Origin of the sequence: Pseudomonas sp. R37(2017) (assembly GCF_002113375.1) — a bacterium.
Classification (GTDB): domain Bacteria; phylum Pseudomonadota; class Gammaproteobacteria; order Pseudomonadales; family Pseudomonadaceae; genus Aquipseudomonas.
In genome coordinates this window covers 596,259-610,561 of record NZ_NEHO01000001.1, presented here as the reverse complement: position 1 = coordinate 610,561, position 14,303 = coordinate 596,259, and the positions used below count along the sequence as shown (strand labels likewise).

General features: G+C 57.1%; 15 protein-coding genes. 9 read left to right on the top strand and 6 right to left on the bottom strand.

The window, feature by feature from the left end; all coding sequences use genetic code 11:
* Window positions 1-424 precede the first annotated feature (424 nt).
* The 4 genes from CAG47_RS02925 (at window position 425) to arfB (ending at window position 4,441) form a co-directional block, all read left to right on the top strand.
* Complete coding sequence (locus tag CAG47_RS02925; RefSeq protein WP_085723400.1) at window positions 425-1,837, top strand: amino acid permease; 1,413 nt, start codon at window positions 425-427, stop codon at window positions 1,835-1,837.
* Between the two features lie 230 nt (window positions 1,838-2,067).
* On the top strand, window positions 2,068-2,568 hold the full coding sequence (locus tag CAG47_RS02920; protein ID WP_085723399.1) for an Hcp family type VI secretion system effector: 501 nt from the start codon (window positions 2,068-2,070) through the stop codon (window positions 2,566-2,568).
* On the top strand, window positions 2,561-3,250 hold the full coding sequence (locus CAG47_RS02915) for a DUF4225 domain-containing protein (protein ID WP_085723398.1): 690 nt from the start codon (window positions 2,561-2,563) through the stop codon (window positions 3,248-3,250). Before CAG47_RS02920 ends, CAG47_RS02915 begins: the two co-directional genes overlap by 8 nt.
* Window positions 3,251-4,027: 777 nt before the next feature.
* Window positions 4,028-4,441 carry an alternative ribosome rescue aminoacyl-tRNA hydrolase ArfB gene (arfB, locus tag CAG47_RS02910; protein ID WP_085723397.1) on the top strand — a complete coding sequence of 138 codons (414 nt, stop codon included), beginning with the start codon at window positions 4,028-4,030 and terminating at the stop codon, window positions 4,439-4,441.
* Here arfB and CAG47_RS02905 read toward each other — a convergent pair.
* The 6 genes from CAG47_RS02905 to phhA form a co-directional block, all read right to left on the bottom strand.
* Window positions 4,438-5,637: an MFS transporter gene (locus CAG47_RS02905; RefSeq protein WP_085723396.1), complete on the bottom strand. Its 1,200-nt coding sequence runs from the start codon at window positions 5,635-5,637 to the stop codon at window positions 4,438-4,440. The genes arfB and CAG47_RS02905 overlap by 4 nt on opposite strands.
* 99 nt (window positions 5,638-5,736) lie before the next feature.
* Window positions 5,737-5,922, bottom strand: coding sequence for a hypothetical protein (locus CAG47_RS02900; RefSeq protein WP_085723395.1), 186 nt, complete (start codon window positions 5,920-5,922; stop codon window positions 5,737-5,739).
* A gap of 74 nt (window positions 5,923-5,996) precedes the next feature.
* Window positions 5,997-6,128, bottom strand: coding sequence for a hypothetical protein (locus tag CAG47_RS28895; protein ID WP_256577362.1), 132 nt, complete (start codon window positions 6,126-6,128; stop codon window positions 5,997-5,999).
* A 249-nt stretch (window positions 6,129-6,377) separates the two neighbouring features.
* Window positions 6,378-7,571 (bottom strand): amino acid aminotransferase, encoded by a 1,194-nt coding sequence (locus tag CAG47_RS02895; protein ID WP_085723394.1) that lies wholly within the window; start codon window positions 7,569-7,571, stop codon window positions 6,378-6,380.
* A complete protein-coding gene (locus CAG47_RS02890; RefSeq protein WP_085723393.1) occupies window positions 7,571-7,927 on the bottom strand; it encodes a 4a-hydroxytetrahydrobiopterin dehydratase in 357 nt (118 codons plus the stop codon). Before CAG47_RS02890 ends, CAG47_RS02895 begins: the two co-directional genes overlap by 1 nt.
* 105 nt (window positions 7,928-8,032) lie before the next feature.
* The gene (gene phhA, locus CAG47_RS02885) at window positions 8,033-8,818 is read right to left on the bottom strand and encodes a phenylalanine 4-monooxygenase (protein WP_085723392.1); all 786 of its coding nucleotides are present in this window, start codon (window positions 8,816-8,818) and stop codon (window positions 8,033-8,035) included.
* Window positions 8,819-9,188: 370 nt separating this feature from the next.
* On the opposite strand from phhA, the gene CAG47_RS02880 reads away from it, so the two are divergent.
* The 5 genes from CAG47_RS02880 to CAG47_RS02860 all read left to right on the top strand — a co-directional run bounded on the left by CAG47_RS02880 (window position 9,189) and on the right by CAG47_RS02860 (window position 14,300).
* Complete coding sequence (locus tag CAG47_RS02880; RefSeq protein ID WP_085723391.1) at window positions 9,189-10,748, top strand: sigma-54-dependent transcriptional regulator; 1,560 nt, start codon at window positions 9,189-9,191, stop codon at window positions 10,746-10,748.
* Window positions 10,749-10,830: 82 nt separating this feature from the next.
* The gene (locus CAG47_RS02875) at window positions 10,831-10,998 is read left to right on the top strand and encodes a periplasmic nitrate reductase, NapE protein (RefSeq protein WP_085723390.1); all 168 of its coding nucleotides are present in this window, start codon (window positions 10,831-10,833) and stop codon (window positions 10,996-10,998) included.
* Between the two features lie 37 nt (window positions 10,999-11,035).
* Complete coding sequence (locus CAG47_RS02870) at window positions 11,036-11,302, top strand: chaperone NapD (RefSeq protein WP_085723389.1); 267 nt, start codon at window positions 11,036-11,038, stop codon at window positions 11,300-11,302.
* A complete protein-coding gene (napA, locus tag CAG47_RS02865) occupies window positions 11,293-13,797 on the top strand; it encodes a nitrate reductase catalytic subunit NapA (protein WP_085723388.1) in 2,505 nt (834 codons plus the stop codon). Before CAG47_RS02870 ends, napA begins: the two co-directional genes overlap by 10 nt.
* 11 nt (window positions 13,798-13,808) lie before the next feature.
* Complete coding sequence (locus CAG47_RS02860) at window positions 13,809-14,300, top strand: nitrate reductase cytochrome c-type subunit (protein ID WP_085723387.1); 492 nt, start codon at window positions 13,809-13,811, stop codon at window positions 14,298-14,300.
* Window positions 14,301-14,303: the final 3 nt, after the last annotated feature.

Below are 14,303 nucleotides of genomic sequence, written 5' to 3'. Positions count from 1 at the left end.
TCCATTTCCATCCCTCTGTGAGAGGCGGTTTTCCTGCCTTTCCTGTCGATGATCCGCAAGGATCCGACCCATTTTTTGCAGCCGCCCGAGTCTCTCGGGGTGGACACAGGCAATCCCGGCAATAGACACGCTTGTCCAGCGGGTCTGGCAGCAGGGGGTTACAGGTGTACAATGCGCGGCGTTTTACCTGTGACCTCCTGCGCATCTGCGCAACCCTCAAGGCTATCCGCCTTGTTCACTCCGCCGCGTCACGAGCGTGTCGGGTTCGATTTCGTCACAGATAAGAACAAACAGGTGACGCATGACCGTTGTAAATACGCTGAACTCCTGGTGCCTGCGCTGGGGTTTGATCGGTGCCGCTTAACGCCTTTCTTGAGCAGCAACGTCTACTGAACATCATCAAACCTTGCGTGAGACCCTTTTCATGAGTGGACAAAACCCGCAATCAGGCGAGCTGAAACGCGGCCTGAAAAATCGCCACATTCAATTGATTGCCTTAGGTGGCGCTATCGGTACCGGTTTGTTCCTCGGCTCGGCCGGGGTGCTGAAATCCGCCGGCCCATCGATGATCCTTGGCTACGCCATCTGCGGCTTCATCGCCTTCCTGATCATGCGCCAACTGGGCGAAATGATCGTCGAAGATCCGGTGGCCGGCTCCTTCAGTCATTTCGCGCACAAGTACTGGGGCGGCTTTGCCGGTTTCCTGTCGGGCTGGAACTGCTGGATTCTGTACATTCTGGTGGGCATGTCCGAGCTGACGGCAGTCGGCAAATACATCCACTACTGGGCCCCGGACATCCCGACCTGGGTCTCTGCGGCAGCCTTCTTCGTGCTGATCAACGCCATCAACCTGGCCAACGTCAAAGTGTTTGGCGAGGCGGAGTTCTGGTTCGCGATCATCAAGGTCGTGGCGATCGTCGGCATGATTGCCCTGGGCAGCTACCTGCTGGTCAGTGGCAATGGCGGCCCGCAAGCAGCGGTCAGTAACCTGTGGTCCCACGGCGGCTTCTTCCCGAACGGTGTCACGGGTCTGGTGATGGCCATGGCGTTCATCATGTTTTCCTTCGGCGGCCTGGAAATGCTCGGCTTCACCGCTGCCGAAGCCGACAAGCCGAAAACCGTGATCCCGAAAGCCATCAACCAGGTGATCTACCGGATCCTGATTTTCTACATCGGTGCCCTGGTGATCCTGCTGTCGTTGACGCCTTGGGACAGCCTGCTGACCACCCTGAACGCTTCCGGTGATTCCTATAGCGGCAGCCCGTTCGTGCAAGTGTTCTCGATGCTGGGCAGCAACACCGCTGCGCACATCCTCAACTTCGTGGTCCTGACCGCGGCGCTGTCGGTGTACAACAGCGGCACCTACTGCAACAGCCGCATGCTGCTGGGCATGGCCGAACAGGGCGATGCGCCGAAAGGCCTGGCGAAGATCGACAAGCGCGGCGTGCCGGTGCGTTCGATCCTGGCCTCGGCCGCCGTGACCTTGATCGCGGTATTGCTGAACTACCTGATCCCGCAAAACGCGCTGGAACTGTTGATGTCGCTGGTGGTGGCCACCCTGGTGATCAACTGGGCGATGATCAGCTACTCGCACTTCAAGTTCCGCCAGCACATGAACAAGACCGGGCAAACGCCGCTGTTCAAGGCCTTGTGGTATCCGTACGGCAACTACATCTGTCTGGCGTTCGTGTTGTTCATTCTCGGCGTGATGCTGTTGATTCCGGGGATTCAGACTTCGGTTTACGCGATTCCGGTGTGGCTCGTGTTCATGTGGGTCTGCTACGGCATCAAGACCAAGCGCAGTGCGCAACATGTATTACAGGCGGCAGTGAAGTAACTCCGCGCAGAAACAACGAACCCGGCCATGTGCCGGGTTTGTTTTTTTGGCTTACTAATTTTCATACCTTGCTGACGTATTGTTCCTACAAGCGCAGTTGTATTTGCCTTCGATAATTTCGGAGTTTTCAATGGCGCGCGCGAAAAGTTGCAAGTTCAGAAACGGCCTACAACAGGGCTGGCCGGTTTTTCTATAGTCTGGCGCTCCGAATACACTAAGGAGCGATGGGTATGGCGAGTCATAGCTACATAAGCATTACCGGTAAGCGCCAAGGATTGATTTCTTCCGGCTGCTCAGGCCAAAAATCTATCGGTAATAAATGCCAACTCGCCCATGAAGACGAAATCATGGTGTTGGCGTATTCGCACGATATGCTCACAGGCAATGACGGCCGAGTTGGCGGAGGTCAGGGCAAACATATGCCTGTCATGATCACCAAAGCCATCGATAAGTCATCACCTCTGCTGGCGAGCGCGCTGCATGAGGGTGAAGAATTGGATTGCTTCATAAATTTATACCGAACCGCCTCGACTGGAGGCCAGGAGCGATATTATTCGATACACCTTAAGGGGGCGCGTATTGCGCATATCAGTCAGCAGGTCCCCCATGCCATTCGCATGAACGATGCAGAGCCGCAAGAGTTAGTGTCTATCCAATATAGAGATATTGCTTGGGCGCATGTTCCAGGGGCAACGACCACTTATAGTTCCTGGATGAAAGAGGATGAATGAGTCTTCCTGCGATATTCATGATGTAACCAGGGCTGCATCTGATCTGGTTGCAACTGGATGCGCCATTGGCATGGTGCATATTTCTGACGGTTTTGCACGGCTTCGATTTGGTTCGATTATCGCTTCCTATGTTGATGAAGTGATTCAGGCGGTTGATGAGGGGGTTATTAGTGCTTGGGAAGCAGTGCAGGAAATAAGAGCTGAATATGAAGATTTGTCGTCAAAGGCGCGCTTCTATCTTCAAAATGGTGTTGGGGTTGTTGCGGGGGTGATGCAGGTTGGGACCGGTATTTCGGTCATTGGTAGCTCAAGAGGGCTGGGTGTAGTTCCGGGGGGGTTAATGGTCGGCCATGGTGTGAATAATGTTTATGAAGGCTTGGGTAATATCTATCTCGGGCCCAATGCGATAGGTACCGTTGGGCCTGTTAGACGTATTTATCAAATGGCATTTGATAATGATTATGAAGGTGATATGAAGTATTACACAGTTGACTTGGCTCTTTCGGTATACGGGGTATCCAGGCCAGTTTCAAGGATCGGTTCGGTGGAGTTGTTTAGGCGCGATCCGATTAATTATGAGATGGCTTATCGACAGGCCGGGAAATTGGCGTTGTCTCTGGAGGTATTGGTAGATTTGTTAACGATAAATACGATGGTTTCAGGAGCTGGTGTAGAGAATTAAATGAGGCTGGTGGTTTTTATATAATTCCGCGCATCCTTGGGATGTAGAATCGTAAGCCCCAGAAGACGATAATTGTGTATATTGAAATAAAAGCGATGTGTCGATGCTTTTCGTTAAGGTCGATGAATTTTGTTATTCCCAATACGATGAGTCCGGCAGGCAGGACGGAACAAGCAAAAACCAAAAGGGTAACTGATGTGTAATATCGAATATTTTCATAATTCATTTTTTAGTTTCTTGTGTGTTCTGTTTTAGCTAAGGAGAGTTGTTAGGTTGGCTTTTGAGTCGCTAGTTGATTTGGTTGCCGTAAATATGATTGTTTCAGCAGAAAAAAGTCCCGAGTGAATTCGTGTATTTTAGTTGTGAGCTCTTAAGTCTTTCCGCGCATTCTTGGGATATAAATTACAAGCCCTGCTAAAACTAAAGTCGCGTATGTTGCTAGTAATGCCATGCCTAGTTGGTTTTTATCTAGGTCTACTAATTGTCTTATTCCAAATATAATTAGCGCGGCTGGCAAGCCTGAGCCTGCAAGGACCATGAGGGTAACGGCGATATGGTATCGAATGTTTTCAAAATTCATTATCTCAATATTCAGCTTGGCGTGAGGGCTTAGATTATTGTGGTCGCTGGAAATAATGCAACATCCCTTTTGTAAATCCGACAATGCTGTAGGAAAAGTCTGTCAGAACTTTTTCGATCTCACCTGCTCCAGTGATTGTCTCCTATTCAAAACTCTATCGCGGTATCCTGAACTCCCCCGACCCCGGACGCTTTTCCATGCTGGTGATTTCCAACAACGTGCATCTGCCGGATGCCGAGATCGAGTTGACGTACATTCGCGCCCAGGGCGCCGGAGGGCAGAACGTCAACAAGGTCTCCAGCGCCGTGCACCTGCGCTTCGACATTCCGGCGTCGTCCTTGCCCGAGTTCTACAAGGAGCGGTTGCTGGCGCTGCGTGACAGCCGCATCACCAGTGACGGCGTGCTGATCATCAAGGCCCAGCAGTACCGCACGCAGGAGCAGAACCGTGCGGATGCTATGCAGCGTTTGATCGAGTTGATCCAGAGTGCCGCCAAGGTCGAGAAGAAGCGCCGTCCGACCAAACCGACCCTCGGCTCGAAGACCCGTCGTCTCGAATCCAAGAGCAAGCGCGGCAGCATCAAGGCCGGGCGCGGCAAGGTGGATTTCTAACGGGCGTCCCGCGCTTCGCGTTGCTTCGGTGCCTGACGGTACAGGTAGAGGCTCAGCATCAGACCGCTGAGGGCGGCGAGGGCGGCGAACAGGAAGATCGATGCAAAACCAAATCCTGCCGCAATCGCACCGGCCAATGGCCCGGTGATGCCCAGCGACAAATCGATGAACAGCGAATAGGCACCGACAGCCGCGCCGCGACTGGAGGCCGGTACCAGGTTGACCGCTTCCACGCCCAGCGCCGGAAACACCAGCGAAAAACCGAAGCCGCTCAGCGCCGCACCCGCCAGCGCCCAATGCGCATCCGCTGCCAGCCACAGCAACAGCAGCCCAAGCGTTTCCACTGACAGGCAGGCAATGGCCACGCGAAAGCCTCCGAGGCGGTTGATCAGATTGCCGAACAGCAAGCGCGCACCGATGAAGCTGGCGCCGAACAGGCTCAGGCACAGCACGGCGTTGTCCCAGTGTTGCGTGGCGTAGTACAGGGTGATGAAGGTGGCGATGGTGCCGAAACCGATGGAGCCTAGGGCCAGGCCGCAGCCGTGGGGGAAAACCCGCCCAAGCACATGCATGAAGGGCAAGCGCTCACCGGCAACGATAGGTGCGGCGGTTTTCGGCCAGGCCAGCAACAGGCCGAGCACCGCCAGCAGCACGATGCTCACGCCCATGCTCCACAAGCCAAGTCGATGGACGATCAGCACGCCCAGGGGCGCGCCGACGGCCAGTGCGCCATAGCTGGCGATACCGTTCCACGAGATGACCTTGGCAGTGTTCGCCGCGCCGACCCGGCCGATACCCCAGCCAATCGAGCCCGAGCCCACCAGGCTTTCCGCGCTGCCGAGTACCAGGCGGCCGATCAGCAGGCTGATCAGGCTCAAGGCCGGCAGGCTCTGGGTCCAGGCCGAAATCAACATGAACACACCGCTCAAGCCGCAACCGGTCAAGCCATACATCACGGCCAGTTTGCTGCCCTTGTTGTCGATGATCTTTCCCGCATAAGGGCGGCTGAGCAGGGTGGCCAGGTATTGCACGCTGATCACCAGACCCGCGACCACGGCGCCGAAGCCCAGGTCGCTGTGAACGTAACCGGGCAGTACGGCCAGGGGGATGCCGATGTTCAGGTAGCCAATGAAGGTGAAAAGGACGATGGAAACGACTTGCAGCGTGACCGCCAGGGGGCGCTGGTTTTCAGGCATGGGTAAAGGTCCACGGTAAAGCAGGATAGATAGGCTGCTTATGATAGCGGTGTGGACGGTCGTTGGATGTGAAAAAGTAAAACTATTTGCCGGGTGGTGTCATTCGGCTTTGACAGGGGCGACCAGTTGCGTGGTGACCAGTGCGGCCAGTGCATTTTCCTGGGTGCCGAAGCGGGCGAGCAATGAGGCTTGTTTCTCGGGGGGGAGGCGATTCCAGATCTCGATCATTTTTTCGGCGGTGCCAATCAAGACGCTGGCCTGCGCTTCGCTGAATTCATCGGTCATGGAGGGTGTTCTCGTTTCAGGCTGTGTGGAAAGCGCATGTTAGCGCTTTCCACACGGTCTGTACGGCGGGTGTTTCAGTCTTCTCTGTCAGCCTGGCGGCTGTCAGTGGCTTCTTTGCGCTCGGGCTGTTGGGCGCCGGCTTGCTGCGTGGTCGTCTGCTCAGGTACGTGCAGGCTTGGGAAGGGGAGATTGGGAATCTCGTGCATGGTTGCGCTCCTCGCTAAGTCTGTTGATAGATCTGGTAGATCCGCGCTTGAAAAAGCCTGGGCAGGATACAGCACTGAAAATGACAAACGGACTTTTATATCCATTTGTTTCGACGGATGGAGTTGTATAGACAAATATATGTAGGAGCGAGCCTGCTCGCGATGCGGTGTGTCATTCAACGGTGATGTTGATTGGTCGACCGCTATCGCGAGCAGGCTCGCTCCTACAGGGGGGGCAGTGTTTGAGGGCTATTTGCAAACGGCGGCAATCGCCTCGGCCAGCAGATCCAGGCGCGTGGCATCGATGCCGGCTACGTTGGCCCGGCCGGAGTTGACCATGTACACGCTGTGATGATCCCGCAGGTTCTTCACTTGCGCAGGCGACAGGCCGGTGTAGGAGAACATCCCGCGTTGCACGCCAATATGCGCAAAGCGCTCGCGCAAACCGTGGGGCTCCAGTGCCTCCACCAGACCGCTGCGCAGTTGGGCGATACGCAGGCGCATGGCCTCCACTTCGCCAGCCCAGAGACTTTTCAGCTCTGGGTCGCCGAGGATGGTTGCGACCACCGCCGCGCCATGATCCGGTGGCGTCGACCACAGGTTGCGGGCGATGTTGGCCAATTGGCTGCGGATGTCGATGAGCTTGTCGGCGGTTTTCGCGCAGACAATCAGCGCTCCGGTGCGGTCGCGGTACAGGCCGAAGTTCTTCGAGCAGGAGCTGGTGATCAGCAGTTCCGGCAACCCGGCGGCGAACAGTCGGGTCGACCAGGCGTCCTGTTCCAGGCCATCGCCGAATCCTTGATAGGCGAAGTCGATCAGTGGCAGCAGTTCGCGCTTGCGTACTACTTCCAGCACCCGTTGCCAGTCGTCGTGCGACAGGTCGAAACCGGTCGGGTTGTGGCAGCAGGCGTGCAGCAACACCACATCGCCCTTGGGCGCTTCACTGAGCACCGCCAGCATGCCTTCGACGTCGAGACGGTTGTCACTGCCCACGTAGGGGTAGTGGCTGACCTTGACCTTGGCCGCCGCGAAAATGGTTTCGTGGATCGGCCAGGTCGGGTTGCTCAGCCATACGCCACGGCTTGGCAGGCATTGGGCGATGAAGTCGGCGCTCAGGCGTAGCGCTCCGGTGCCGCCCGGAGTCTGGGTGGCACCGGCACATTGCGCGGCGATCAGTGCCGAGTCGGCACCGAGCACCAGCTCACTGATCGCCTTGCCGAAGGCCGGTTCACCGTGACCGCCGATGTAGGTCTTGGTGGGCTGACTGTTGACCAGGCGTTGCTCGGCGAGCTTCACCGACTCGAGAATCGGCGTCAGGCCCTGGGCGTCTTTGTAGACGCCCACGCCCAAATCGAACTTGCCCGGGTTCGGGTCCTGCGCGTAGGCCTCCATCAGGCCCAGAATCGGGTCGCCAGGGACTCGACCGATGGCGTCGAAGTGCATTACTTGCGCCCCTCGGCGACCTTCGCGACTTCGTCGGTGCGCGCGGCCATGATGAAGTCGTTGCGGTGCAGGCCCTTGATCGAGTGGCTCCACCAGGTCACGGTCACTTTGCCCCACTCGGTCAGCAGGCCTGGGTGATGACCTTCGGCTTCGGAGATTTCACCGACGGCGTTGGTGAAGTCCAGTGCATGCTTGAAGTTCTTGAACAGGAAAACCTTTTCCAGCTGCATGATGCTGTCGCGTACTTCGATGTTCCAGTCCGGGATCTGCTTGATCAGGATCGGCAGTTCTTCATCGCTGACTTGTGGGGCGTCGGCGCGGCAGGCTTCGCAATGGGCTTGGTTCAAAGTGGACATGGTGTGTTTCCTGGAATCGAGTGTTTTTATATTGGTCGACAGTGCCGTCACGCTAAACCAAAGCGACGGTGACTGACAGACTCACTTGTCAGCAAAAGTCGCGGTTCACGCAGCCTTTGGTGGAAATTTCGGTGTGTGCAGACCCATCAGCATCGCTTGCTTGACCATGCCCATGATGTCTTCGTGGGCCAGGTCGAACAGGCGCTTGAGGTTCGGCAGCACGAAGTACAGGGGTTGCAGGATGTCGATGCGGTACGGTGTGCGCATGCATTCCAGCGGGTCGAAGGCTTGGTGCTCGGGCTCGTTCGACAGGCTGTAGACGGTCTCTTTCGGCGAGGAGAGGATGCCGCCGCCGTAGATGCGCTGGCCTTGCGGGGTGTCGAGCAGGCCGAACTCGATGGTCATCCAGTACAGGCGCGCCAGGTACACCCGTTCTTCCTTGGAAGCCTTGAGGCCGAGCTTGCCGTAGGTGTGGGTGAACTCGGCGAACCATGGGTTGGTCAGCAGCGGGCAGTGGCCGAAGATCTCGTGGAAAATGTCCGGCTCCTGCAAGTAATCAAGCTCTTCGCGGGTACGAATGAAGGTCGCGACCGGAAACTGCTTGCTGGCCAGCAATTCGAAAAAGGTCTGGAAGGGAATCAGTGCGGGAACCCGGGCAACCTGCCAGCCGGTGGTTTCACCGAGGACCTTGTTGATTTCGCCAAGTTGAGGAATGCGGTCGTGGGGCAGACCGAGTTTTTCGATACCGTCCAGGTACTCCTGGCACGCACGCCCTTCGATCACTTTCAGTTGACGGGTGATCAGCGTGTTCCACACCGCGTGTTCTTCGGCGGGGTAGTCGATAAAACCTTGCGCATCGGGCTCGCGAGCCACGTATTGCGTCTGCTTCATGCTGCTCTCCTGCTAGGGGGATTCGTTCTTGTTATGTGCTGCCATTGACTTAGAAATACCCCATGAAATGCACGCTTGCAGCAGGCCTTCGGCGTCAGGCGCAGGAAAATCCCTCGATAATCGTAAAGTTTTCGTTACGTACGAGGCGTGTATGCGTAAATACTGATATTGGCGGGTGGGAAAAGCTTTATGCCTGTCACATAATCTTGACGACTATCTGAGCGCTTCAGCAGAAATTATCCCGGTGGGAGCGAGCCTGCTCGCGAAAGCGGTTTGCCTGATACATCAATGCTGGATGTGCGGACGCTTTCGCGAGCAGGCTCGCTCCCACAGGTTGCGCACCTTATTCACCGTTTTTTTGGGTCTTCATATGCGTATCAAAGTCCACTGCCAGAACCGCATCGGCATCCTGCGCGACATTCTCAACCTGCTGGTGGAGTACGGGATCAACGTGGCCCGCGGTGAGGTGGGGGGGGAGCATGGCAACGCCATCTACCTGCATTGCCCGAACCTGATCAACATTCAGTTCCAGGCCTTGCGTCCGAAATTCGAAGCCATTGCCGGGGTCTTTGGCGTCAAGCGTGTAGGGCTTATGCCGAGCGAGCGTCGGCATATGGAGCTCAATGCGCTGCTCGGTGCGCTGGAGTTTCCGGTGCTGTCGATCGACATGGGCGGTTCCATCGTCGCGGCGAACCGGGCAGCGGCGCAGCTGCTGGGGGTGCGGGTCGACGAGGTGCCGGGGATTCCCCTGTCGCGGTATGCCGAAGACTTCGATTTGCCGGAGCTGGTGCGCGCCAACAAATCGCGGATCAACGGGCTGCGGGTCAAGGTCAAGGGTGACGTGTTTCTGGCTGATATCGCGCCATTGCAATCGGAGCATGACGACAGCGAGGCCATGGCCGGTGCGGTGTTGACGTTGCATCGCGCCGACCGGGTGGGCGAACGCATCTACAACGTGCGCAAGCAGGAATTGCGCGGCTTCGACAGCATCTTCCAGAGTTCCAGGGTCATGGCGGCAGTGGTGCGTGAGGCGCGACGCATGGCGCCACTGGATGCACCGCTATTGATCGAAGGCGAAACCGGCACCGGCAAAGAGTTGTTGGCGCGGGCCTGCCATCTGGCCAGCCCTCGAGGGCAGTCGCCGTTGATGGCGCTCAATTGCGCGGGCCTGCCGGAGTCCATGGCCGAGACAGAGCTGTTCGGTTACGGCCCCGGTGCCTTCGAAGGGGCGCGGGCCGAGGGCAAGCTCGGGCTGCTGGAGCTGACGGCGGGCGGTACGCTGTTTCTCGATGGCGTCGGTGAAATGAGCCCGCGCTTGCAGGTGAAGTTGCTGCGCTTTTTGCAGGACGGCTGCTTCCGTCGCGTGGGCAGCGATGAAGAGGTCTACCTCGATGTGCGGGTGATCTGTGCGACCCAGGTCGACCTGTCCGAACTGTGCGCTCGCGGCGAGTTCCGCCAGGATCTCTATCACCGCTTGAATGTCTTGTCGCTGCACATCCCGCCGCTGCGCGAATGCCTTGATGGTTTGACGCCGCTGGTGGAGCACTTCCTCGACCAGGCCAGTCGGCAGATTGGTTGCCCGTTACCCAAACTCGCCCCGGCGGCCATGGAACGGCTCAGCCACTACCATTGGCCGGGCAACGTGCGCCAGCTGGAGAACGTACTGTTCCAGGCGGTTTCCCTGTGTGACGGCGGCACGGTCAAGGCCGAGCATATTCGACTGCCGGATTATGGCGTGCGTCAGCCATTGGGCGACTTTTCGCTCGAAGGCGGACTGGATGAAATTGTCGGGCGCTTTGAAAAGGCGGTGCTGGAACGGCTTTATTCGGAACATGCCAGCAGTCGATTGCTCGGCAAGCGACTGGGGGTTTCCCACACAACGATTGCCAACAAGTTGCGTGAATACGAAATAGGGAAACTGGAGCGCTAAAACTTCTGTCATTGATCTGAATCATGGAACTTGTCGAGCAAGCCATCTAGGCTCTTCTCAACGTTTGGCAGGAGCGCTGACCATGCCATCAATGGATGACTCTACTGGGCGAGTTCGCAAAGAAACTCGCCTCTTCTATTTCCTGATCATTGTTCTGTTTCCACTCTTATCGGTGGCGATAGTCGGTGGTTACGGTTTTTTCGTCTGGTTTCTGCAGATGCTCATCGGTCCGCCTGGCCCCCCTGACTGATCGAAATCCATCTTTCACTCAGCAGGGAGGTCAGTCCGTGGACAAGACGCTGCACATTGCCAGTCTGGTGGTACATGTTCGTCCTGCCTTGTTCGAGGCAGTGAAAGCCAACCTGCGTTTGCTCAAAGGCGTTGAACTCCATCAGGAAAGTCCCGCCGGCAAACTGGTGGTTGTGCTGGAAACCGAACACGAAAGCCAGATTCTTCAGCGAATCGATCAGATCAATCGCTTGCCGGGCGTGCTCAATGCAGCCCTGGTTTATCACGAAATTCTCGATGTAACGGGAGAAAGCACATGCCTATGACGCGGCGAGAGTTTGTCAAAGCCCAGGCGGCCGGGGTCGCGGCGGCGGCTGCGGGCCTTCCGGTGTTTACCTCTGCCAGCAACCTGATTACCGAAGAAGACAGGGTCGCCCTGGACTGGAACAAGGCGCCCTGTCGTTTTTGCGGCACCGGTTGCAGCGTCATGGTGGCGACCAGGGACAACAGGGTTGTTGCAACCCACGGTGACGTAAAAGCCGAGGTCAATCGCGGGTTGAACTGCGTCAAAGGCTACTTTTTATCCAAGATCATGTACGGCGTCGATCGGCTGACGCAGCCGTTGCTGCGCATGACCAATGGGCAATATGACAAACAAGGCGAGTTTCATCCGGTGTCCTGGAAACAGGCGTTCGATGTGATGGAGTTGAAGTACAAGGAGGCGCTGAAGAACAAGGGCGGGGAGTCCGTCGCCATGTTCGGTTCCGGGCAGTGGACGATCTGGGAGGGGTATGCGGCCAACAAGTTGATGAAGGCAGGGTTCCGCTCGAACAACATCGACCCCAATGCACGCCATTGCATGGCCTCGGCGGTCATGGGGTTCATGCGCACTTTCGGTATCGATGAGCCGATGGGCTGTTATGACGATATCGAAGTCACCGATGCATTCGTCCTGTGGGGCTCAAACATGGCGGAGATGCATCCGATTCTTTGGACTCGGGTCACCGATCGGCGTTTGAGCCAACCGAATGTGAAAGTGGCCGTACTCTCTACTTTCGAACACCGCAGTTTTGAACTGGCCGATATTCCGATGGTGTTCAAGCCACAGACTGACTTGCTCATCCTCAACTACATCGCCAACCACATCATTGAAAGCGGCTCGGTCAACAAGGATTTTGTCAGCAAACACACCAGATTCGCCAAAGGCACGGATGACATTGGCTACGGTTTGCGTGCCGATAATCCGCTGGAGATGAAGGCTAAAAATGCCGACAAGGCGAACACCTGGACCGATATCGACTTCGAGCAATTCGCCGCTTTCGTAAAACCGTACACCCTCGAACGCACCGCGAAGGAAACCGGTGTGCCGGCCGAGCGCCTCAAGGCATTGGCCGAACTGTACGCCGACCCCAAGCGCAAGGTGGTTTCGTTCTGGACCATGGGTTTCAACCAGCACACCCGGGGGGTGTGGGCCAATAACCTGATCTACAACATTCACCTGCTGACCGGGAAAATCAGCGAGCCCGGCAACAGTCCTTTCTCTCTGACGGGCCAGCCTTCGGCCTGCGGGACGGCGCGTGAAGTGGGCACGTTCTCCCATCGCCTTCCGGCCGACCTCGTGGTCACCAATCCGACACACCGCGCCACCGCGGAAAAAATCTGGAAGCTCCCGGCGGGCACCATCAAGGAAAAGGTCGGCTTCCACGCCGTGCAGCAGAGTCGCATGCTCAAGGATGGCGTGCTCAATGTGTACTGGACGATGGCCAGCAACAACATGCAGGCCGGGCCCAACATCATGCAGGAAGTGCTTCCGGGGTGGCGCAACCCCGAGAACTTCGTGGTGGTTTCGGATGTGTATCCCACTGTCTCGGCACAAGCAGCCGATCTGATTTTGCCCACGGCCATGTGGGTCGAGAAGGAGGGTGCTTACGGCAACGCGGAACGGCGTACGCAGTTCTGGCATCAACTGGTCTCGGCGCCGGGTGACGCCAAGTCGGACCTCTGGCAATTGGTCGAATTTTCCAAACGCTTCAAAACCGACGAGGTCTGGCCGCAGGAACTGTTGGCCGGTTCACCGCAATACAAGGGCAAGACCCTGTATGAGGTGCTGTTCAAGAATGGCCAGGTCGATCAGTTCCCGGTTGAGCAAATGGCCGCGGGCTATCAGAACGACGAGGCCCGGGATTTCGGTTTCTACCTGCAAAAAGGCCTGTTCGAAGAATATGCCCAGTTTGGCCGTGGACATGGTCATGACCTGGCCCCCTTTGATCGTTATCACTCCGAGCGCGGGTTGCGCTGGCCGGTCGTCGAAGGCAAGGAAACGCTGTGGCGCTTCCGCGAAGGTTACGACCCCTATGTCGAAAAGGGCAGCGGTGTGCAGTTCTACGGTTACCCCGACAAGAAGGCGATCATCTTCGCGCTGCCCTACGAGCCACCTGCGGAAGCCCCTGACGCAGACTTTCCATTCTGGTTGAGCACCGGACGGGTGCTTGAGCATTGGCACACCGGGACCATGACCCAGCGTGTCGAAGAACTCTATAAAGCGGTTCCCGATGCGCTGGTCTACATGCATCCGGCCGATGCCAAGGCCTTGAATGCCCGGCGTGGCAGCGAAGTGAAGCTGATCAGTCGGCGTGGCGAAATGCGTGCACGTATTGAAACCCGGGGGCGCAACAAGCCGCCCCAAGGCCTGGTGTTCGTGCCGTTTTTCGATGCCAACAAGCTGATCAACAAAGTCACGCTTGATGCGACGGACCCGATCTCCAAGCAGACCGATTACAAGAAATGTGCGATCAGGATTGAGTTGATCAAGACGGCATAAGGAGAGCTTTCATGAATTATCGTTCGCTGTCCTTGCTCGTCGTGCTGCTGGCGTGGCTGCCCGCGATATTTGCCGCAGAGCCCGGTTACCCACTGGATGCGCCGGCACCGGATGGCCGGCGAGTCGGCGGGACCCTGACCCAGGAACTGCCGGCACCGCCCATCGCGGAAGACGAGAACAAGGACGTCAAGCGTGAGCGCAATTACCCCGAGCAACCGCCCACCATTCCCCACAGTATTCGCGGGTATGCCATCGACAAGAACAGCAACAAGTGCCTGTCTTGCCACAGTCGCGCCAACAGCGCGCGCACCCAGGCGCCGATGATCAGTATCACCCACTACATGGACCGTGAAGGCCAGGCATTGGCGGCGGTGTCGCCGCGTCGATACTTCTGCAACCAGTGTCATGTGCCGCAAACGGATGTGAAGCCTCTGGTGAATAACAGCTTCAAGAACATCGACCAGGTTCTGCAAGACGAAATCAATCAACAGCCGAAACCTTGAGGA

Excerpts from the sequence above, each read along its gene's own strand:
- CAG47_RS02925 (WP_085723400.1), top strand. The coding sequence starts at position 425 with ATGAGTGGACAAAACCCGCAATCAGGCGAGCTGAAACGCGGCCTGAAA.
- CAG47_RS02920 (WP_085723399.1), top strand. The coding sequence starts at position 2,068 with ATGGCGAGTCATAGCTACATAAGCATTACCGGTAAGCGCCAAGGATTG.
- CAG47_RS02915 (WP_085723398.1), top strand. The coding sequence starts at position 2,561 with ATGAATGAGTCTTCCTGCGATATTCATGATGTAACCAGGGCTGCATCT.
- arfB (WP_085723397.1), top strand. The coding sequence starts at position 4,028 with ATGCTGGTGATTTCCAACAACGTGCATCTGCCGGATGCCGAGATCGAG.
- CAG47_RS02905 (WP_085723396.1), bottom strand. The coding sequence starts at position 5,637 with ATGCCTGAAAACCAGCGCCCCCTGGCGGTCACGCTGCAAGTCGTTTCC.
- CAG47_RS02900 (WP_085723395.1), bottom strand. The coding sequence starts at position 5,922 with ATGACCGATGAATTCAGCGAAGCGCAGGCCAGCGTCTTGATTGGCACC.
- CAG47_RS28895 (WP_256577362.1), bottom strand. The coding sequence starts at position 6,128 with ATGCACGAGATTCCCAATCTCCCCTTCCCAAGCCTGCACGTACCTGAG.
- CAG47_RS02895 (WP_085723394.1), bottom strand. The coding sequence starts at position 7,571 with ATGCACTTCGACGCCATCGGTCGAGTCCCTGGCGACCCGATTCTGGGC.
- CAG47_RS02890 (WP_085723393.1), bottom strand. The coding sequence starts at position 7,927 with ATGTCCACTTTGAACCAAGCCCATTGCGAAGCCTGCCGCGCCGACGCC.
- phhA (WP_085723392.1), bottom strand. The coding sequence starts at position 8,818 with ATGAAGCAGACGCAATACGTGGCTCGCGAGCCCGATGCGCAAGGTTTT.
- CAG47_RS02880 (WP_085723391.1), top strand. The coding sequence starts at position 9,189 with ATGCGTATCAAAGTCCACTGCCAGAACCGCATCGGCATCCTGCGCGAC.
- CAG47_RS02875 (WP_085723390.1), top strand. The coding sequence starts at position 10,831 with ATGCCATCAATGGATGACTCTACTGGGCGAGTTCGCAAAGAAACTCGC.
- napA (WP_085723388.1), top strand. The coding sequence starts at position 11,293 with ATGCCTATGACGCGGCGAGAGTTTGTCAAAGCCCAGGCGGCCGGGGTC.
- CAG47_RS02860 (WP_085723387.1), top strand. The coding sequence starts at position 13,809 with ATGAATTATCGTTCGCTGTCCTTGCTCGTCGTGCTGCTGGCGTGGCTG.